We start from the raw sequence: 20,363 nt of genomic DNA, 5'->3' as shown, positions 1-20,363 counted from the left end.
TCCGCATGACATTCCACCGGATCGGGCGCTAGGGCGGAAACAGCCATGAGTAACCAGAAACTGCCGACAATTCGGGATGTAGCCGCCCGCGCAGGCGTGTCCGTGATGACCGTGTCCCGCGTCGTCAACAAACAGAGCTGGGTCAGCCCGGCCACCCGCGCCAAGGTGGAAAAGGCGATCGAGGAACTCAACTACGCCCCCAACGCCACGGCCCGCGCTCTGGCCGGAGGAGACGACCGGCGCGTGGCGCTGCTCTACCGCAGCAGCACGACATCGGCCTATCTGGGTGAATTGCTGCTTGGCGGTCTGGATGAAGCGGCCCGGCATCATCTTCATCTGGTGGTCGAACAATGCGAGATGGGCGCTTCGGTCGAGGAGGTGATGGCCCAGATCGCGCAAGCCCGCGTATCGGGTGTCATCATGCCTCCGCCGCTGTGCGACTGGGACGAACTGATCGAGGAGCTTACCCGTCAGGGCATCCCCGCCGTAGCAATCGCTCCCGATCAGGGCCGGGCTGGCCTGTCGGTCGTGGCTATTGATGACCGTCAGGCGGCCAGCGACATGACCGGCCATCTGATTGAACTGGGCCATCGCCGCATCGGCTTCATTCAGGGCAATCCGCAGCACCGGTCCAGCGCCCGCCGTCTGGAGGGCTATCGTCAGGCGATGGCCGCGCATGGGCTGCCTGTGGACGACGATCATATCGTCGAGGGCGATTTCAGTTATCGTTCCGGGCTGGAGGCGGCGGACAGGCTGCTGGCGCTGCCGGCTCCGCCTACCGCCATTTTCGCCTGCAACGACGACATGGCCGCCGCAGCCATCACCATCGCCCATCAACGGCAGATCAACGTTCCGGCAGAGTTGACGGTCTGCGGTTTTGACGACACGCCGCTGGCGGCCGCGATCTGGCCCACCCTGACCACCATAAGACAGCCGATCCGCGACATGAGCCGCGCCGCCATGACCCTGCTGGCTGGCACGATACGTAGCCAGAGTGATGAAGCGCCGGAAGAACCCCGGCTCGCAAAGCTGGACTGCCGCCTCATCCGGCGCCAATCCGACGCCGTGCCGCCGCTGCACCAGCGCCGGTGACGGCGGGACAATTGTCCGCCCTGCCTTGGGGAGGGCGGATCAATCGTCCATTATGTCACACCCGTTCCCAGATGGCCGCAATGCCCTGACCGCCGCCGATGCACATCGTCACCAGACCATAGCGCCCGCCGGTGCGTTGCAGTTCATAAGCAAGCTTGGTGGTGATGATCGCGCCGGTCGCGCCCACTGGATGGCCCAGCGAGATGCCGCTGCCATTGGGGTTAACCTTGGCCGGATCGAAGCCCAGCTCCCGCGAAACGGCACAGGCCTGTGCAGCAAAAGCCTCGTTGGACTCGATCACATCGAGATCTGCGACAGTCAGCCCGGCCCGTTCCAGCGCCCTGCGTGTAGCGGGAACCGGACCGATGCCCATATAGGCCGGGTCGACCCCGGCATGTCCATAGGAAACCAGCCGCATCAGGGGCTTGAGACCATGTGCCTTCACGGCGCCTTCGCCTGCCAGCACCGCAGCCGCCGCACCGTCATTGATGCCGGACGCGTTGCCCGCCGTCACCGTCCCGTCCTTCTGGAAAACCGGCTTCAGCCTGCCGAAATCCTCGGCCGCCGCGTCGGCGCGGACGAACTCGTCGGTGTCGAACGGCACGGGCTTGCGCCGCACCATGACGTCGACCGGCACGATCTGATCCCTGAAATAACCCTGCGCGATTGCATGGCCCGCCCGCCTCTGGCTTTCATAGGCGAGCGCATCCTGATCTTCCCGCGAAATGCCATAACGCGCCGCGACATTCTCCGCAGTGACCCCCATATGGGTCGCCTGGAACGGATCGGTCAGCGTTCCGGTCAAGCCATCCTGAATTTGCCCATCGCCCATTTTCTGGCCCCAGCGGGCAGCTGGCAGATAATAAGGCGCGCGGCTCATAATCTCCACGCCTGCGCCGAGCGCGATATCGCAGTCGCCCAGCATGATCGACTGAGCGGCCGTAATGATCGCCTGCAAGCCCGAACCGCAAAGCCGGTTCACCGTATGCGCCGGACTCTCCTGCGGCACGCCTGCGCCGATCGCCGCGATGCGGGCGGCATAGGCATCCCGCGGTTCGCAAGGGATCACATTGCCCAGAACCACATTGCCGATGAGCGCGGCATCTACGCCTGCCCGCTCGATCGCCGCCTTTGCCACATGGGCCGCCAGTTCACCCGGTTTCTGGTCCTTGAGCGACCCGCCAAAGCTGCCGATAGCGGTCCGCGCCGCCGACACCAGAAAAATATCCGTCATGACCTGTTCCTATCATTCCTATTCAGACCGGCTTGCTCCGACCGGCCGGGTCAGGGTGTCTGCCCAGACCGCTGCATCGTCGTCATAGGCACGAACCCGGCCGGACAATACTGACAAACCCGTCAGGTGGTGCCGGGCGTTCAGCCCTTCTGCGCATCGCCGCCGCTATACCAAACATGTGTTACAGTCAACGGACAAGCTTCCGCCGGAATCTCTCAAAGCCTGCCCGAAGAGAACTGACACAAATATCCTGCAGCGCTTCAACTATCCGGCCTTGTCCGTCCGGAAAGATGCGAAGCGCTTATTGTTGCCGAAAAATGGCGACCATCTGCCCCGCTATTTCAGCGGGCGTCAGCCTGCCGGGGCGATACCAGTCAGCCGTGGAATTAAGCTGCGACAGAAGCAGGTTGCGGTAAATCGACCGGTCGATCTGCGGCGGCAGAGGGAGCGATTCCACAAGCGTCCGAAACAGGTCTTCAAACCTGTCTCTGCGCGCAATCAACTGCTCCCGAACCTTATCGGGCACCTCCCGAAAATCGTTCATCATGGGAGTAGTCAGCGAATCCGGCGCGAGCTGAATATCCAGCATTGCCGCGCACGCCGCCTCCAGTTTCGCCCAAGGCCCATCCTGCGCGTAAACGGCATTGGCGATGCGCTCCTCCGCCGCATCCAGCGCCGCATCATGCAGTTCAACGAACAGCGCATCCTTGGACCGTATATGGTGATACAGCGATCCGCCCAGCACTCCCGCCTGCTCGCCAATGTCGCGCATGGAGGTGCCGCGATAGCCTTTGCGCGCAAATAACTGCGCTGCAATTTCCAGTATCTGACGCCGGCGGCTCGACCCTTCATCACTCGAACCGGTCGATGCAAAATCATTTTTCATCAGCATCGCGGTAGCATATCATCGATCGGAAGATCACCCATTTATCTCGCCGAAACCGTTGTTGTTCCCCGGCATCCTGCGCGGTTCAATGCATGGCAGGGTGCCCTTGGAACTCTTTCCCGATCCGTTCGTTCGTGCGCGGCGGCCGTTTGGGGTCGGCGTGTCGAAGGGGGAAATAGATCAGGGAATATGCTGGCGCCAGCGAGCATATCCAGATCCAGAAGCTATGAAAGATATTCACGCCGGCAAGTCCTCCTCGCTTCAATTATGGCTCTATGCAGGACTGCTGATTTTGCTTGCCGTGCCCTTTGCGGCAGACCTTGTCTTCCCATTGGGAACGGCCGTCTGGGTCGCCTACCTGCTGCCCATCGTCCTTTCCTATCTGACACGCAGCGTGCACACGCCCCTGCTGGTCGCCGCTTCCGCATCCGGGCTGACTGTGGTCGGTTTCTTTCTGGCACCGGCCGGTGTCGATCCCGGAATCGCCATGACCAATCGCGCGCTTGCCATCAGTCTCTGCTGGATATTGGCGATCATTGGCCTCTTCTTCATCAGGAACAGGCTGGCGATTGCCCGCGCGGAATGGTTGCAAGGGGGCCAGGTCGGACTCGCCAAGGCGGTCAGCGGAGAGCAGGCGCTGGACGATCTGGCCAAGAGCGCCCTCACCTTTCTCTCAGAATATCTGAATGTGCAGGCCGGGGCCATCTACATCGCCAACGGCGAGGGGTTTCGCCGTTATGCGACCTATGCGGTGCCCGCAAATGCCGACCTGCCCGAACGTTTCCATGCAGGCGACGGACTATTGGGACAGGCCGTTGCAGATCAGCGAACCTTTGTGCTGGATCCAGTACCAGATGGTTATATTTCCTACGGATCGGCATTGGGCGCTGCCGCCCCGGACATGCTGATCATCGCACCAACCCAGGCAGACGGCGTGATAAATGCGGTGATGGAGTTCGGCCTTGCCAAAGGTCACGGTGAAGACGCGCTTGCCCTGCTTGACCGCACCAGGGATCAGCTTGGCGTCGCAATCCGGTCTGGCAAGTATCGCGCCCGCCTGCGCGAGTTGCTGGAAGAGACGCAGCAACAGGCCGAAGAGCTTCAGGCGCAGAGCGAAGAACTGCGCGCGAACAATGAGGAACTGGAACAGCAAAGCCGCCAGCTGCAGGAATCCGCCGTTCGGCTGGAAGCCCAGCAGAGCGAACTGGAGCAGAGCAACGCGCAGTTGGAGGAACAGACCCGCCAGCTGGAAATCCAGCGCGATGATCTGACGCGCGCGCAAGCATCGCTCCAAAATCAGGCGGGCGAGTTGGAGCAGGCGAGCCGCTATAAGTCCGAATTCCTGGCCAATATGAGTCATGAATTGCGCACGCCGCTCAACTCGCTGCTCATCATGGCCCGCCTGCTGGCCGAAAATCGCGGCGGCAACCTCAGTGCCGAACAGGTGCGCCATGCCGAAACGATCGAAACGTCCGGCAACGACCTGCTGAACCTGATCAACGACATTCTGGACATATCGAAGATCGAGGCAGGCAAGCTGGAGTTGCAGCCCCGACGCATCCGGATCGGGGCGTTGCTGGACAAGCTCACGGCCATATTCGGCCCTTCTGCCAAGGCGAAAGGACTGGTCCTTGAGACAAAGTTGCAACCCGGCGCGCCCGGAGAAATGGAGAGCGACCAGCAGCGCATTGAACAGATACTCAAGAACTTCCTGTCCAACGCCATCAAGTTCACTGAACGAGGCAGCGTGTCGCTGGAAGTTGGACATCGCGGCGACGGGCACATCGCCTTTACCGTGCGCGACACTGGCGTCGGCATCGCGCCTGACCAGCAGCAGCTGATTTTCGAAGCCTTCCGCCAGGCCGATGGGACCATCAGCCGCAAATATGGCGGAACCGGTCTTGGTCTTTCCATATCCCGCGAACTGGCCCGCCTGCTGGGGGGAGAGGTCGAAGTGGCGAGCCAGCCGGGTGAAGGCAGCGCTTTCACTCTAATTCTGCCCGAACGGCACGATCCCGCGCTGATCGCCGCGACGATCACGGCGGTCAGTCCGGCGCCCGTGCGCACCCAGCCCGCCACCCCGGTCCGCCCGCGCACCGCACCCGCGGCGCAGGACGACCGCGAACATCTCTCCGGCGACGCTCGGGTCATCCTGATCGTGGAAGACGATCCGGTCTTTGCGCGTATCCTGTGCGACATCGCGCATGAGTTGAATTTTCAGTGCCTGATCGCGAGTACCGCCGATGAGGGTGCGCTGATGGCGCGGCAATATGTGCCCAATGCCGTCATTCTGGACATGAACCTGCCCGATCATACCGGCCTGTCCGTGCTTGACCGGATCAAGCGCGATGTACGCACCCGCCATATCCCGGTTCATGTCGTGTCGGTGGATGATGACAGTCAGGCTGCGTTGTCCAGCGGCGCCATCGGCTATCTGTTCAAACCCGTCAAGCGGGAAGCGCTGATCGGCATGCTGGAGGGGCTGGAGGCGCGCATGTCCCAACGCATGCGCCGCGTGCTGGTGGTGGAGGATGACGCCCAGCAGGCCGACAGCGTGAAGCTGCTGCTTGGATCGCGCGATGTGGAGACGGTCACGGCCCATTCGGCGGCGCAATGTTTCGAGCTGCTGGGGCGGGAAACGTTCGACTGCATGGTGCTGGACATCAACCTGCCCGATGCGTCCGGCCTCGACCTGCTCGATCGCCTTGGTGCGGACGAGGCCGTCGGCTTCCCTCCGGTCATCGTCTATACCGGCCGCGATCTGGCGCAGGATGAGGAAATGCGCCTGCGGCGCTATTCCAAGTCGATCATCGTCAAAGGCGCCAAGTCACCCGAGCGACTGCTCGATGAAGTGACCTTGTTCCTGCATCAGGTCGTTTCGGACCTTCCCGAACCGCAACAGGCGCTGATCGCCAAGTCGCTCGGCCGCGACGCGACCCTCGACGGACGCAACATCCTGGTGGTCGAGGATGACATTCGCAATGTCTACGCGCTGACGAGCATCTTCGAGCCGCACGGCACCAATGTCCGCATCGCGCGCAACGGCAGGGAAGCGCTTCATGCACTGGACGAAGCGGCGCGTGGCCTCGCCGCGCCGGTCGATCTGGTGCTGATGGACGTTATGATGCCGGAAATGGACGGGCTTACCGCCACGCGGGAGATACGGTTGAAGCCGTGGGGCAAGCAGTTGCCCATCATCACCCTGACCGCCAAGGCGATGGCGCGCGACCAGCAGGATTGCCTCGACGCGGGCGCCAACGATTATCTTGCCAAGCCGCTCGACGTCGACAAGCTGCTGAGCCTCGCCCGCGTATGGATGCCGCGATGAGCGAGGAGATGTTCGCTCCCCATGAGGAACTGGAACTCGACCTGCTGCTGGAAGCGATTTTCCGGCATCATCATTATGACTTTCGCGGCTATTCGCGCGGCTCGCTGCAACGCCGCCTGTCCCGTGCCCAGCAGCGGCACGGCTGCGCCAGCCTGTCGCAGCTGCAGCATCTGCTGCTGCGCGATCCAGCGGTCTTTGCCGACCTCATGGGCTTCCTCACCATCCAGGTGAGCGAGATGTTTCGTGATCCGGCCTATTTCCGGGCGCTGCGAGAACAGGTGGTCCCGCATCTGCGCACCTATCCCTCACTGAAGGTCTGGATCGCGGGCTGCGCCAATGGCGAGGAATTTTATTCGCTGGCCATCCTGTTCCGGGAAGAGGGGCTGGAGGACCGGACCATCTTCTACTGCACCGACATCAGCCCCGCCGCGCTCAAAAAGGCGGAGGCAGGCATCTACGACCTCGACCGCATCCGGCAATTTACGGAAAATCATCGCCTGGCGGGCGGCAAGACCTCGCTTTCCGATTATTATACTGCCGCCTATGGCGCAGCGGTGTTCGACAAGAGCCTTCGCCGCCGCGCGGTATTTGCCGAACATAATCTGGCCAGCGATCAGGTGTTTGCCGAAGCGCAGCTCGTTTCCAGCCGCAATGTGCTCATCTATTTCGACCGCGCCCTTCAGGATCGGGCGCTGGGCCTTTTTGGTGACTCGCTTGTCCGGGGCGGTTTTCTGGGTTTGGGATCGAAGGAAACGCTGCGATTCTCCCGCCATTCGGAGGGGTTCGACGATTTTGACGAGCATGAGAAAATCTACCGCCGCAACCTGCGCGACATGAAGGTGGTCGACCATGCAGCTTGAACCGGCCCGCATCCTGGCTGTCGATGATGTCGAGGAAAATCTGACGGCTCTGGAAGCCCTGCTTAAGACCGAAAGGGTCGAGATCATCAAGGCGCGATCCGGCGTGCAGGCCCTTGAACTGCTGTTGGTCCATGACATCGCGCTGGCCCTGCTGGACGTGCAGATGCCCGGCATGGATGGATTTGAACTGGCCGAACTGATGCGCGGCACGGAACGGACCCGGCGGGTGCCGATCGTTTTCCTGACTGCCGTGGGCACGGACGAGCAGCGCCGCTTCCGCGGCTATGAAAGCGGAGCGATCGACTATCTGTTCAAGCCCGTCGATCCCCACATACTCCGCCACAAGGTGGAAATTTTCGTGGAGCTGTTCCGCCAGCGGCAGGAATTGGCGCTTGAACGCGACCGGCACGCCGCCGCGCTTGCCCGCCTCCAGGCGCATGGCGACAATTCGCCGCTCGCCATCGTCGAACTGGATGCAGGCCAGCATATCATCCTCTGGTCCCACGGGGCGGAACGACTGTTCGGATGGCGAGCGCCGGAAGTAGCAGGGTTCCGGGCGCTGGAACTGGACTGGCTCGACCCCGATGATGCCAGGACATTCGGCACGCTGATCGACCAGATGATTGCGGGCGAGCGTCTGCGGGATATGCAGCCGCTGCGGATGCGCACGGCGGAAGGCGTGACGCTGAACTGCGAATGCTATTGTTCGGCCCTGCTCGATGGCCGGGGGCGGCTGGTCTCCGTCAACATCCAGATTCTGGACGTGACCGAACGCAAGCGGGCGGAGGAAACCCAGCGGCTGCTGATCGGAGAGCTGAACCATCGCGTCAAGAATACGCTTGCTTCGGTGCAGGCGATCGCGGTGCAAACGCTCCGTCACTCCTCCGGCCCATCAGATTTTGCGCCCACCTTCACTGGACGCATCCATGCGTTGGCCCGCGCCCATTCGCTGCTAAGCAGCTCGACATGGCAGGGCGCAGCCCTGCGCGAGCTGATCAATGGCCAGATCGACATCGGCGCTGTCGATTTGACCCAGCTCGACATTGATGGGCCGGAACTGGAACTCGCGCCGGAACTGGCTTTGCATCTGGCGCTGATCCTGCACGAGCTCGTCACCAACGCTCATAAATATGGCGCGCTGTCCGTTCCGGATGGCAGGGTGTCGCTGGCCTGGGCCATTGAGGACGGGCAACTGACGCTGCGCTGGGTCGAGACGGGCGGTCCAACGGCAAATCCCCCGGCACGCAAAGGCTTTGGAACGGCACTGATCGAACGCAGCCTGCGCGCAGAGGGCGGCAGCGCCATGGCCGACTATGTGCCGGAAGGCGTGCGCTGGACGCTGACCCTGCCCGCCAGCCCCCGGATCGGAAAGGTCTCACCCACCGAATGCGAGCGCGACCTGTCCGGCGGCGAAACGGGCAGCAGGCAAGCAGGCATCGCGGGCAAGATTTTTCTGATCATAGAGGACGAACCGCTGATCGCCATGGAGATCGCCGGATTGCTGGAAGACGAGGGAGCCACCGTGCTGGCCACGGCTGCCTCGACAGACGAAGCCCTGACGATGATTGCCATGGGCGGGTTCGATGCCGCTCTGCTGGACGGCAATCTGCAAGGGGAGTCGGTCGATGGCATAGCGGCGGCGCTGGCTGCGGAGGAAACGCCCTTCGCCTTCGTGACGGGATATGGCCGGGAAAATCTGCCGGTTGGATTTGATAATCATGCGGTGATCGGCAAGCCATTCGATCGGAATGGCTTGCTGGACGGCGTATCAGCACTTTTTGTCCGGACTAAAGGGACGCGCGAAGTCCTTTCATGTTGAAGGGTTGATGCCGGCGGATCGGGCTTTTGCGTCAGATATCAAAGGAAAGCGTGGGGCGCTCCCCATCCATGCCGGTCAACCGAATCCTGACGAGATTTCCTGGCGTCAGTCCCTGACGGGTCAGGCGGGTAAGCACGGGCTGATCGCAAATCTGAACCTTGGCGGCGCGCTCGTCGGTTTCTGTAACGACTGCGTCGAAAATTCGGCCTTCCCTACCCTTCAGCCACAGCGTTTCGGCAAGGCCTATGGCCGCCCCCGCATCAGGGCCGTCTAGCTGAGGATATTGGCTCCGTCCAACAGGACGGTCGGGAACGCCGCGCTTTCAAATCAGGCTTTCGCAACCTGAGAGATAGCTGGTCTCCGATGAGACCGGCCGCTTTGGGGCTGGAAGGCGCACGAAGCGCCGCTAGAGGGTGAAGCCGCCATCGATTGTAACGCTGCTCCCCGTCATGTAGCCCGCCTCGGCGCCAGTGATATAGGCGACCAACGCTGCAATCTCATCGGGACTAGCTACCCGTTTGAGAGGACTCATGCCTGCCAGGGCGTCGAGTGCCCCTGCATTAATATCGGTGTCGGTAGGTCCGGGTTGGATGTTGTTCACCGTAATGCCCCGCGGCGCCAGATCGAGCGCGAGGCCTTTCACCATCGCTGCGACCGCCGCCTTGGTGAACTGATAGACGCTGGCACCAGCCATGCCGGTGCGGATTGCGACATTGCTGCCAATGGTGACGACGCGTCCGCCATCTCTGAGCTGCGCTGCTCCAGCCTGGATCGCGAGGAAGACTCCACGCACATTGACGGCAAGCATCTGATCGAGGTCATCGACGGTGACGGCATCGATCGTCGCCATCCGGAACAGTCCGGCATTAACCACCAGTATATCGATCGGACCATGCCGCTCGACCGCCTGTTCGACCGCGCGGCGGATCTGCGCAACATCCGAGCTATCGGCATTGATCGGAAAGGCGCTCCCTCCCCGCCTCTCGATTTTGTCGGCAAGGGCCGCGGCCTTTTCTTCGCTCGAGATGAAGGTGAAGCTCACCCTGTGCCCTTCGCGGGCAAGCCGAGCAACAATGGCGGCTCCGATTCCACGCGAGCCGCCGAATATGATGGCATGCTTGATTTGGGTCATGGCGATCGTCCTTTCTTGATCGTTTGTTCCAGAATTGGGCAATGGGCTGCCCAGGTGGCAAGATTCATGGGGCGCAGTTGATGAACACCCGGCTGCGATTGCGAAGCCACGCGCGGCAGGCAGGCACTGCGATGCGCGGACTGGTCGACGGGGCGTCCTCCGACGAAGCGGCCGCGCTCGGTCGCGAAGACACGGTTGAGCAGGCTGCTGCGGTGGAGGATGAAATCATCGAGCGCGGAACGGGTCCGCTATGTAGGTTGATGTCAGGGGATCAGCAGCAGCTTGCCGACGGTACGGCGACCCTCTATGTCGCGATGCGCCTGGGCGGCATCGGACAAAGGATAGGTGGCGCCGATCTCAACGTTGATCTTGCCGCTGACGATCCAGTCGAACAGGCGGGCACTGCGCTCCCGGAGTAAGGCCGGCGTCGGAATATGGTCGAAGAAAACCGCATAACCAAGCTTAATGCTGCGCGGCAGTGACATGATCTCGATCGGATCAGGCGGTCCGAGTACCGGGCCGAACCAGCAGAAGGTCCCCGACCGGCGGAGCGAGGCAAGCGAGCCGGCGAAGGTCGCAGGACCCGACCCGTCATAGACAACATCGACACCCTCGCCACCGGTGAGTTCCAACACCTGGTCGGAAAAGTCGCCGTCCTTTGCCACGACGACATGATCCGCGCCGGCACGGCGGGCGACATCGATCTTGTCCGCGCTCGACACCCGCCCGATGACGGTTCCTCCCTTCAGCTTGATGATCTGGGTCAGCAGCAACCCAAGACCACCGGCGGCGGCATGCACCAAGGCGGTCTCGCCCGCCTGAGTATGATGGAAGTCGGTCGCGAAATGGCTCGCGGTCAAACCCTGCATCATGACGGCGGCGGCTGTGCGGTCTTCGATCCCATCGGGAAGATGGACCAGGGCATCCGCGGGTGCGACGACGCGCTGGGCATAACTGCCGGGCACATAGACCCAAGCCACGCGGTCTCCGGGGCGAAAGTCGGCTACGCTCTCTCCCACCGCCAGGACCCGGCCGGCTCCCTCGACCCCCAATGTCCTGGGAAAGGCCATCTCAGTCCAGGACTGCCCGCGGCGTACCCCGGTGTCCATGAAATTGACCCCGGCTGCGGCGACCTCGACGAGCACTTCGCCCTCGCCGGGGGATCGCGCGGGTGCTTCGATTGCCTCGATCACCTCGGGCCGCCCGTTCCGGTGTATCGCCATTGCTTGCATTATCGCCTCCATCTTGAATGATCGTTCCATAATTACTCAAAAAAAACGGCTCTGGTCAGCGCAGTGCTCGCAACGTCATCTCACCCAGGGCATCGAGTTGCGCCCGATCGGCTCCTCCCCTCGCGGCAATACGGATGCCGGCAAAGCTGGCAACCATGAAGGTCGCGACCGTGTCGGGATCTATATCGGAGCCGACATCCCCCTCCGCCTGTGCAGCCTTGACTTGCGAGATAACGCCCTCACGCAATGCGCGATCTGCCTTGGCCCGGATTTCGGAGAGGTCGGGGCGTGTGCACCCAAATTCTGCGATCGACCCGATCCCCAGACACGGCGTCGTCGCTTCCGCAACCACACGCGCGACCATCGACCGGATGCCGTCGATCGCCCGTGCCCCGCTCTGCATCGCATCGCGATGGGCGTTGACTTCGGAGAGAGCGTATCGCCGGACTGCAGCTTGATAGAGCTGCCACTTGTCACCGAAAGTGTCGTAAAGACTTTGACGGCCGATGCCCATCGCATCGACCAGCATCTGCGCCGAAGTCCCTTCGAACCCATGGTCCCGGAACACGGTGACCGCAGCCTCAAGCGCGAGATCAGCATCAAATTCTTTAGGTCGGGCCATGCCGATCATATAAACGTTATGGAATGATCGTTCAAGAAACTTTTTGATGTTTTGATCGATCCGCTTTCTCTGAACGGTGCGATCTGGTCGATCGCAGACATCATGCCTTCAACTCCGCTGCGGCTAAGGCTTGTCGGTGGTCGCAGCAGGCGCAAGGACTAGAGCGGCTTCCGACCCGATTGCATCGGTTCGGCTCCTCCAGGCCCTTGTTTTCGGCCTTTCCCGAGCTAGCAGATGATTCCACCTGCTTGAAAAAGGCTCCAGGTCGACGGCGCAATCCATTGCGCCGTGCCAACCCTGTCACTGACTGGACAAAGTGCCGTTCTTAGACCTGCCTTTCGTGAAGGCTCATCGCGCAAGAGAAATCGAGCGTGGCACTTGGATTGACAAGCATTCTTGCTGCGCCGCATTTCGCCAGAGTCGCTGGTTGATACTGTGACCGCCGGTGGTCGTGATCGCGAACGCAACTGCATTTTCCCAAAATAAGGGCAGACGGCTTGCCGGAAAGGAAATTGCGAAAGACGTCGCGGTGCCTGCATCCCTTCTCACCGTTGCGCCTGGACCAATCGAGGCGCCGGGCGGCGGATGCGTTTCCTGGCGAACCAGAAGGACCAGGCGGTCAAGCTCCCCAGCAGGCCCAATGCCAGGCCGGTGAAAGTCATTACCAGCCGGTAGCCCAGGCCTCCTACCTTCGCGGCATGCAGAGGGTAGAACATATTGTAGATCTTCACGGCTTCAGGCAGGTGCGCCGCATCGCGGGCCTTGACCAAGCGCCCATCGTCCGCCGCAAACCACAGGGTCGTGCGCCCGTTCGGCAGCCACTCGTCCGGCCTTTTCATCCGCACAGTGATAAGCCCGCTGCCTTGCCGCGGTAGCGACAGGCTGCGTATTTCGGCATCGCGAAAACGCGTCCGCGCCTTCTCGACAATGGCGCGCCAGTCGTGCTTTTGCGCGAGCCGCACGGAAGGATAGGCAGGCGTCTTCAGGCTGGCGTCGATTTGCGCTGGGGCGGTCGGTCCAAGGATCAGCGCGGCCATGGGCCGGAATACCAAGATGCCGCCCGTCAACAGCGCCAGGATCAGGAACGGCGCGGCAACCACGCCCAGATCGCGATGATGGCGCAGGACCGCCGGCCGGCTGATCCGTCTGGGGATCAGCCGGAACTCGAAAGTCTTGCGCGTGCGCGCCCATAAGATGATGCCGGAGATGGTCAAGAACAGCCCCGCAATCGCGGCGATACCGTTCGCGGTTTCACCCGTGTCGCCCGCGAACAGATGATGGTGCAGGTCGAACAGCCAGAGTTCCGGCCGCTCCCACTGGCTGCTCCAGCGCGTAACCAGATTGCCCGCCTGATCGGTATAGGCTCCGCTTCCGTCTGGAAACTTCAGACGGTTGAGACCAAAATCCGGACCAGCGAACGTGATCATATCGGGCCGCGTAGCGGGATCGGCCATGATCCTTTCAACGGTCGCCGCAACCGCGGCTGTGTCCTGCAGCTGAGCGTCGGATGCGTGGGGCAGCAGCACCCAAATATCCTTATGCACCAGCAAGGCGCCCGAAAAACCCAGCACCGCAAGGATGAGGCCGATCAGCCCGCCGATCCAGCGGTGCAGGAGGTCGAGCGTCTTCAAAAACTATAATCCCAGCTCAGCGTGAAGGTCCGGCCGCGTCCCGCGAAATAGGCGAGAGGGTCGTTCGGCAGGCGCGTGTCGCTGCTATAGTCGATGTAGAATTTGTCGAACAGGTTCTGCACGCTTATCCTCATCCCGCCGAAGCCGGTCTGGTAACGGATGCTGGCGTCGGTGACATTGTAGCCGCCGAAATTGTTGCGCTGGTCAGGCTGCGTCACGCCGGATTCGGCGTGGAAGGTCCGCGAGAGGAAAAATTGTGTTTGCACGATCGCAGAAACCGGTCCGCGATTATAGGCGGCCGACAGGTTGACGCGATCGGGCGAGATGTTCACGCCATCGAGATCGGTGTCGACCTTTCCGTCCGCATTATTGTCGTAACGCCCGTTGAGATGCGCATAGCCGATGGCCAGCTTCAGTCCGTCGATCGGCGTTTCAGTGCGCAGATTGACTTCAACGCCTTCAATCTCGAGGCGCTGGCGTTGGACGTCGAAATTGCGCCCCAGGCCCGGCACGAGTAGTTGGCCCTTGTTGCTCGACGACCAGAAATAGGTGGCCGAGGCGTCGATCGGTCCACGCTTCACTTCCACGCCAATCTCGCGGTTGTTCGAGATGATGGGTTCGATGGCGAGATAGGTGTCGATGTCGACGCCCGACAGGTTGACCGACCGGGCGATTCGGCCGACGTCGGGCGCGGTATAGCCCTCGGCATAGCTGGCATAGGCGCGGATTCCTTTCCAAGGCTCGACGATGATGCCGCCATTCAGCAGCAGATCGTTGAATCTGGGTTTGCCGCCCGCGACGGCGACGCCGCCATAGGTCGAAACGCCGCATGGCGTGCTGACCGGCAGGGTGGCCGAGCATGCGACAAAAGTCGTCGATGCTAACGTATGATAATCGTCGATCTTGATCTGGACATTTTCCCAGCGCGCCCCGCCAGCGACCCGAACAAGGCCGCCGAACAGCTTGAGATTGGCTTGTGCGAAAGGGGCGAGGCTGCGGAACTCCGCCGGCGGCACCCAGACGCGATTGGTGGCGATTAGCCGCTGTTCGGTCTTATCCAGCATTGCGTCGAAGCCGAGCGTGGCGGTGAGTGCCTCAAAGCCGGGCATCGCCCGCTCATAGCTGACCTTGGCACCGACCTTGCGCGAGCGGTTCTGCGACTGGTCGAACAGCGTGTTCACGGTCGCGATTGCCGGGTCCTGGAAGGTCGCGATTGGCGCTACCTCGCCGCCGAAGGTGTCGCGCGACCGATTGAAGAAAATCTGGCTGATGAAATTGCCGCCCCAAAGGTTGCTGTCGGTGTAGGACAGGGCCACGCTTTCGGTGCGGCTGGCAGCAGGGTCACCGGGAGGATTGCCATGGACCGCACTTGTGGGCAGGCCGGTGTTGCGGTTGCCCGCGACGGCGATGAAGTCGCCTTCACCCTTCAGTTCGAAACGGCTGGCGATCAGGTCGAGCCGGCCGGTGCCGGAGACGGCATAGCCAAGGCGCGCAAAGAAATTGGTCGTGCGCGAATCCTGGGTTTCGCCCTGTGTCAGGTTAAGGCCGACACGACGGTCCTGCCCGTCGTAGAACACGCCGCGCTTTTCGTAGGTGGCACCGATCGTCGCGTCGAAATCGCCCGCCTTATATTGCAATAGCGCGCCGCTCTTCCAGCCAAGGCCATCGGAGTGGAAACTGTTATCGGCCGTGCCCTGGAGCAGCGCGCGGCCGCTGAACCCTTCTTCCTTAGGGGCGCCGACAGTGACCTGGTTGACGATGCCGCCGGTGCCGCCGATGCCTTGCAACGCGTTGGAGCCGTAGATCAACTCGACCCGGTCGACGAAGAAGCCGTCAATGGTGAAGCCGTCGCGGGCGCCGTCGCGGAGCGGGGTCGACTGAGGAATGCCGTTGATTGCGTAGAGCGGCGAGCGGCCGCGCAGCGTCTCGCCCGCGCCCGACAGCTTCTGTCGGGTGGGCGAAAAGGAAGGGGTCAACGTCGCGATTGCATCGGTGACCGAGCCGGAAATGGCGATCTGCTGGTCAAGCGTTTCCTTGTCGACCACGTCGATCGTCAACGGCAACGCGTTGGCGGGGAGGGTGCTGCGCGCGGCGGTGACGATGATCGGCCCTTCGGCCGCCGCGTCATCTGGAGCGGGTTGCGCGTGGGCTGTGGCAGCAAGGAAAAGTGCTGTCGTGGAAAGCAGCGTCGGAAAGACGAAATGCATGAACGGATCCCCTGTTTGCCGACGCTCGCTAGCGAATGAAATATACTAATGCAAGTCAGTTGCAATTGATGCGCGGAATATTGTCTGACAATTGCGGGCACCGACGAGCGTCTTCCCCGGAGACCGATACGGCCCATTCACAAATTACATTGATCGGTTGGCAGTGATAAAAATCACTATATCAATTAGCCTGACCGCCTTAGAAAATTGGACAAACCAAATCCGTCTGCAGAAGCGGTCGTCTAGAGGGGATACCAAATGCGCTATCGTAACGATGTCGCCCAATCGCATAGTCATTCTGAAGACATCCGCGCCGCACCGCTGCGCGCCGCGCTGCTGGGCGGAGCCTCGCTCCTTTTCATGGCCGGCACGGCGTCGGCTCAACAGACCGCCGAAAGCGGAACGGTGGCGCCTGCCCCGCAAAGCAGCATGGAAGGCAGCGACGATGCCGCACAACAGGACATCGTCGTCACTGCGTCGCGCCTGTCGCGCAGCGGCTATACGGCCCCCACGCCCACGACCGTCATCGGTCAGGAATTCCTGGAATCGCGTGCCATCACCAATGTCGGCGATGCGATCAACCGGGTTCCCGCCTTCCGCGCGGCGGTTTCGCCCAACGCCGGGGGCCTTGGGAATACTGGTGCGTTCCTGGCGGATCTACGCGGATTGGGACCAACCCGGACGCTTGTGCTGCTGGACCGGGGGCGCTTGCCGCAGACAATCGTGCCGGGCGTCACCACCACGGCGGGATCGACCGACCTGAACGTCATTCCGACAGTCTTGATCCGCAATTCCGACGTCGTGACCGGGGGCGCGTCGGCCGCTTACGGGTCCGATGCGGTGGCAGGCGTCATCAACTTCCAGATCGACGACAAGTTCGAAGGCATCAAAGGGTCCGTCCAGTATAGCCAGACCCGCTATAAGGACGCGAAGAGCAAGTTCGCCACCCTGGCCGGCGGCACCAGCTTCGCTGACGGACGCGGCCATATCGTCGCGGGCTTCGAATATAATGATGATGGCGGAACGAGCGCTTACAACACGGCGCGGGGATGGGGCCGCCAGGCATGGAACAGCGCGGTCATCGCCAACCGGCCTGCAGGCACGCCCAACACGGTCCTGGGCCCGAACGGCAACTATTATGGTGCAGCGAGCAGCGGTGGCGTGATCCAGACCGCCGGCGCGCTTCGCGGGCTGGCGTTCGTGCCGACGGCGAATGGCGGGGTCACCACGGCAACCTTCAACCGGGGCCTCAGCAATATGACGGCCAGCCTCGACTTCTTTACGCCTCAGGCGCTCGCGGCGAATGCCGCCGCCGGCATCAACCACCTCAACACTCAGCAGCTTCGGCCCGAACAGACGCGCTACAGCGCGATGGGCCGCGTGTCGTTCGACGTCAATGACAGCCTGACCGTCTATGTCGAACCGCTTTATTCCAACGTCACCACGAGGGGCATCATCCTGGTGCGTCGCGACGGTGCAGGCGCCGGCCCTGCGCTCAACATCGCAAGGGACAACCCCTATCTCGCGCAGGCGCTGACCGCGGATCAACTGGCGCAGGTGCCGACGACAGGTCTGGCAATCGGTTATTCGGGGCAGGCTTTCGGACCCAACGTCCGCCGCATCGAAAATGAGGTGATCCGGGTCCAGAGCGGCGTCAAGGGCGACCTGGGCGGATCGTGGAAATGGGACGCATCCTATCTTTTCGGTCAGAATACGTCCGATGTCCGCATCAGCAACAATTTCAACAACGTCAATTTCCGCAACGCGCTCGATGCCGTTTCGGTGAACGGCCAGATCGTTTGCCGCAACGCTGCGGCGCGCGCCGCAGGGTGCGTGCCCATCAACATTCTTGGCACACCCAATGTTTCGGACGCCGCCAGGTCCTATATCATGGGTACCGCAACGGGCAGAGGGCGGACGAGGTTGCATGATCTTGCCGCGAACATCCAGGGGGAGCCTTTCTCCACCTGGGCCGGGCCGGTGTCGGTCGGCATCGGCGCGGAATATCGGCGGGAATCGGTGGAACTGACCACCGACGCTTTGTCGCGATCCAACAGCTGGCTGTCGGGCACCGGGCTGACTCTTCCGCAAGTCAGCCAGAACGTCAAAGAAGTCTATGTCGAAACCATCGTTCCACTGGCGCAGGATCTGTCCTTCGCGCGCAAGATCGAGTTTAATGGTGCCGCACGCCTGACTGACTACAGCACATCGGGCAGCGTCACCACCTGGAAGGCCGGCCTGACCTGGGAAGTGATCGATGGGCTGATGTTCCGCACCACGCGGTCGCGCGACATCCGGGCGCCCAACCTGATTGACCTGTTCACGCCGCAGACCCAGTCGCTGCCCCTGCCCGCCGATCCGCGCCCCGGCATCGCGCCGCCGACCAACAGTGCGGGATTCATCGTCGGCGGCAATGCCGACTTGAAGCCGGAAAAATCGATCACCCAGACGGTCGGTGTGACCTTGCAGCCATCCTTCCTCCGGGCGTTGCGTCTGTCGGTCGATTATTATAATATCGAGATCAAGGACGCGATCACCTCCACCGGCACACAGGGTGTCGTCAACAACTGCTTCATCGGCGGCGTCTATTCGGGCAACAGCTGGTGCTCGCTGATCAGTTTCGCCAATAACGACCCTGTCGCGGGCCAGTTGACCGGCGTGCGCGGCATCACGGCCAACGTCGCGCAATTCAAGACGCGCGGTCTGGATTTCCAGGCGACCTATAGCCAGAACCTGGACGATATCGGTCTGGCGGGTATGCTGACGACCAACCTGCTCGCCACGCACGTCATGTCGTTCAAGTCATCCATCGACGTGTCGACATTGTTCCCCAACGGTATCGACCGCGCCGGTCAGACCGGCGCGCAATTCGGTGGCCCGGCGGGATTGCCGAAATGGCTGTTCAACCTGACGCTGGATTATGAACTGGGCCGGCTCGGCCTGAACGCCAATGTCCGCTATGTGTCGCCTTCGAGCCAGAATAACGGGTTGTTCGGGCCGGACGAACCGGAATATAATCCGGCGCTGACCACCAGCATCAGCAACAATAATATTCCTGCGGTCGCCTATCTCGACCTTGGGACGCGGTACAGCTTCGGCGCGAACGAGCAGTTTACGGTCTATTTCAATATCGACAATGTGTTCGACAAAGACCCGCCATTACCCGCCAACGGCAGCGCTTACTATGATCTGATGGGCCGGACCTACAAGGGCGGCGTGCGGTTCAAATTCTAGACGTTCGCGCCCGGCGTCGGAGCATTTCAGGCGCTGAAGCCGGGCGTCGCACCCGTCGGGTCCGGCGCTCTGCAGGGTCAATGTCGATAGGAGGAAATCATCCGCATTCTCACCTCTTTGATAGCCATCGGCATCAGTTTGGCTGCATCCGCCAGCGCCGCGCCGACCGTCATGCAGAACCCGCACGTCACCCTCGATCAGGGCACGATCGAAGGGATAGCCCTGTCGTCGGGCGGACAGGCTTATCTCGGCATTCCCTACGCCGCGCCGCCGGTGCGTGACCTGCGCTGGCGCGACCCGCAACCGGCCGCGCGCTGGAACGGCACCTATCATGCGGACCATTATGCCCCGCAATGCATGCAGCCGCAGCGCGGGTTAATGACCAACCAATATTCAGGCGCGGAAGTCACCAGCGAAGATTGCCTCTATCTCAACGTCTGGACGGCGGCCGCACGCAAGAAGGCGCCGGTCATCGTCTACATCCATGGCGGCGGCTTCTATGTCGGATCGTCCAGCATGGCGCTCTATGGGGGTGAAGCGGTCAGCCGCGAAGGCGCGGTCTTCGTCAATTTCAACTATCGCCTGGGCGCGCTGGGTTTCCTCGCGCACCCCGAACTATCGGCGGAATCTGGGCACAAGTCATCGGGTAACTACGCTTTTCTCGACCAGATCGCGGCGCTGCAATGGGTCCGGCGCAATATCGCCCGGTTCGGCGGCGATCCGGACAATGTGACGATCGCAGGCCAGTCCGCCGGCTCCATGTCGGTGGGTGCGTTGCAGGCTTCTCCCTTGGCGCGCGGGCTGTTCCACCGTGCCGTCGGCATGAGCGGCGCGGTCCTTGATGGCCCGAGCGCGATGGCGCCGTTGCCGGACGCGGAGAAGGAGGGCGTCAAGCTTCAAACCTATCTGCGCGCCAAGTCGATCGCGGAGCTGCGCGCCTTGCCCGCAGACCGGATCGTGGTGCCGCGTATCACCGATGGTCCCAAGATCGGTCCGGTTCAGGACGGCTATTTCTTCCCCCAGAGCGTCAAGCAGGTTTTCGCACGATCCGCGCAGAACGACGTGCCGCTACTGCTGGGCTTCACT

The 20,363-nt window shown here is 62.0% G+C and carries 14 protein-coding genes; 6 read left to right on the top strand and 8 right to left on the bottom strand.

The annotated features are described in order from the left end of the window. The first annotated feature begins 45 nt into the window (after positions 1-45). Entirely contained in the window at positions 46-1,092 is a 1,047-nt protein-coding gene (locus ACFC3J_RS08910; RefSeq protein WP_375195824.1) for a LacI family DNA-binding transcriptional regulator, read from the top strand. A gap of 55 nt (positions 1,093-1,147) precedes the next feature. Here ACFC3J_RS08910 and ACFC3J_RS08905 read toward each other — a convergent pair whose 3' ends face one another. Together ACFC3J_RS08905 and ACFC3J_RS08900 are read right to left on the bottom strand one after the other, a co-directional pair. Then, positions 1,148-2,326, bottom strand: a complete 1,179-nt coding sequence (locus tag ACFC3J_RS08905; protein ID WP_375195823.1) for an acetyl-CoA C-acyltransferase family protein — start codon at positions 2,324-2,326, stop codon at positions 1,148-1,150. A gap of 301 nt (positions 2,327-2,627) precedes the next feature. Further along, positions 2,628-3,212 (bottom strand): TetR/AcrR family transcriptional regulator, encoded by a 585-nt coding sequence (locus tag ACFC3J_RS08900; RefSeq protein ID WP_375195822.1) that lies wholly within the window; start codon positions 3,210-3,212, stop codon positions 2,628-2,630. A gap of 226 nt (positions 3,213-3,438) precedes the next feature. Here ACFC3J_RS08900 and ACFC3J_RS08895 point away from each other — a divergent pair, with 226 nt between their 5' ends. The 3 genes from ACFC3J_RS08895 to ACFC3J_RS08885 are packed head-to-tail and all read left to right on the top strand — an operon-like array spanning position 3,439 to position 9,219. After that, complete coding sequence (locus ACFC3J_RS08895) at positions 3,439-6,540, top strand: response regulator (RefSeq protein WP_375195821.1); 3,102 nt, start codon at positions 3,439-3,441, stop codon at positions 6,538-6,540. Next, complete coding sequence (locus tag ACFC3J_RS08890; RefSeq protein ID WP_375195820.1) at positions 6,525-7,400, top strand: CheR family methyltransferase; 876 nt, start codon at positions 6,525-6,527, stop codon at positions 7,398-7,400. The genes ACFC3J_RS08895 and ACFC3J_RS08890 overlap by 16 nt, the downstream gene beginning before the upstream one ends. Then, positions 7,390-9,219 (top strand): response regulator, encoded by a 1,830-nt coding sequence (locus ACFC3J_RS08885; protein WP_375195819.1) that lies wholly within the window; start codon positions 7,390-7,392, stop codon positions 9,217-9,219. Before ACFC3J_RS08890 ends, ACFC3J_RS08885 begins: the two co-directional genes overlap by 11 nt. A 31-nt stretch (positions 9,220-9,250) precedes the next feature. Here the strand turns inward: ACFC3J_RS08885 and ACFC3J_RS08880 are convergent, their stop codons facing one another. The 6 genes from ACFC3J_RS08880 to ACFC3J_RS08855 all read right to left on the bottom strand — a co-directional run bounded on the left by ACFC3J_RS08880 (position 9,251) and on the right by ACFC3J_RS08855 (position 16,043). After that, positions 9,251-9,421: a hypothetical protein gene (locus ACFC3J_RS08880; RefSeq protein ID WP_375195843.1), complete on the bottom strand. Its 171-nt coding sequence runs from the start codon at positions 9,419-9,421 to the stop codon at positions 9,251-9,253. A 204-nt stretch (positions 9,422-9,625) separates the two neighbouring features. Further along, positions 9,626-10,351, bottom strand: coding sequence for an SDR family NAD(P)-dependent oxidoreductase (locus ACFC3J_RS08875; protein WP_375195818.1), 726 nt, complete (start codon positions 10,349-10,351; stop codon positions 9,626-9,628). A 263-nt stretch (positions 10,352-10,614) separates the two neighbouring features. Next, positions 10,615-11,574 carry a quinone oxidoreductase gene (locus tag ACFC3J_RS08870; protein WP_375195817.1) on the bottom strand — a complete coding sequence of 320 codons (960 nt, stop codon included), beginning with the start codon at positions 11,572-11,574 and terminating at the stop codon, positions 10,615-10,617. 64 nt (positions 11,575-11,638) lie between these two features. Continuing rightward, positions 11,639-12,214, bottom strand: coding sequence for a TetR/AcrR family transcriptional regulator (locus tag ACFC3J_RS08865; RefSeq protein ID WP_375195816.1), 576 nt, complete (start codon positions 12,212-12,214; stop codon positions 11,639-11,641). Positions 12,215-12,750: 536 nt separating this feature from the next. After that, the gene (locus tag ACFC3J_RS08860; RefSeq protein WP_375195815.1) at positions 12,751-13,836 is read right to left on the bottom strand and encodes a PepSY-associated TM helix domain-containing protein; all 1,086 of its coding nucleotides are present in this window, start codon (positions 13,834-13,836) and stop codon (positions 12,751-12,753) included. Further along, entirely contained in the window at positions 13,833-16,043 is a 2,211-nt protein-coding gene (locus ACFC3J_RS08855; protein WP_375195814.1) for a TonB-dependent receptor, read from the bottom strand. Before ACFC3J_RS08855 ends, ACFC3J_RS08860 begins: the two co-directional genes overlap by 4 nt. A gap of 258 nt (positions 16,044-16,301) precedes the next feature. Between ACFC3J_RS08855 and ACFC3J_RS08850 the strand changes: the two genes are divergently transcribed. Then, a complete protein-coding gene (locus ACFC3J_RS08850) occupies positions 16,302-19,277 on the top strand; it encodes a TonB-dependent receptor domain-containing protein (RefSeq protein WP_375195813.1) in 2,976 nt (991 codons plus the stop codon). Positions 19,278-19,448: 171 nt separating this feature from the next. Then, positions 19,449-20,363 (top strand): carboxylesterase/lipase family protein (locus ACFC3J_RS08845; protein ID WP_375195812.1); only part of this gene is annotated, 915 nt, incomplete at its 3' end.

This window comes from Sphingobium sp., assembly GCF_041987595.1.
Classification (GTDB): domain Bacteria; phylum Pseudomonadota; class Alphaproteobacteria; order Sphingomonadales; family Sphingomonadaceae; genus Sphingobium.
The sequence above is the reverse complement of the archived record's forward strand: the minus strand, read 5'-3'. Positions and strand labels throughout refer to the sequence as shown.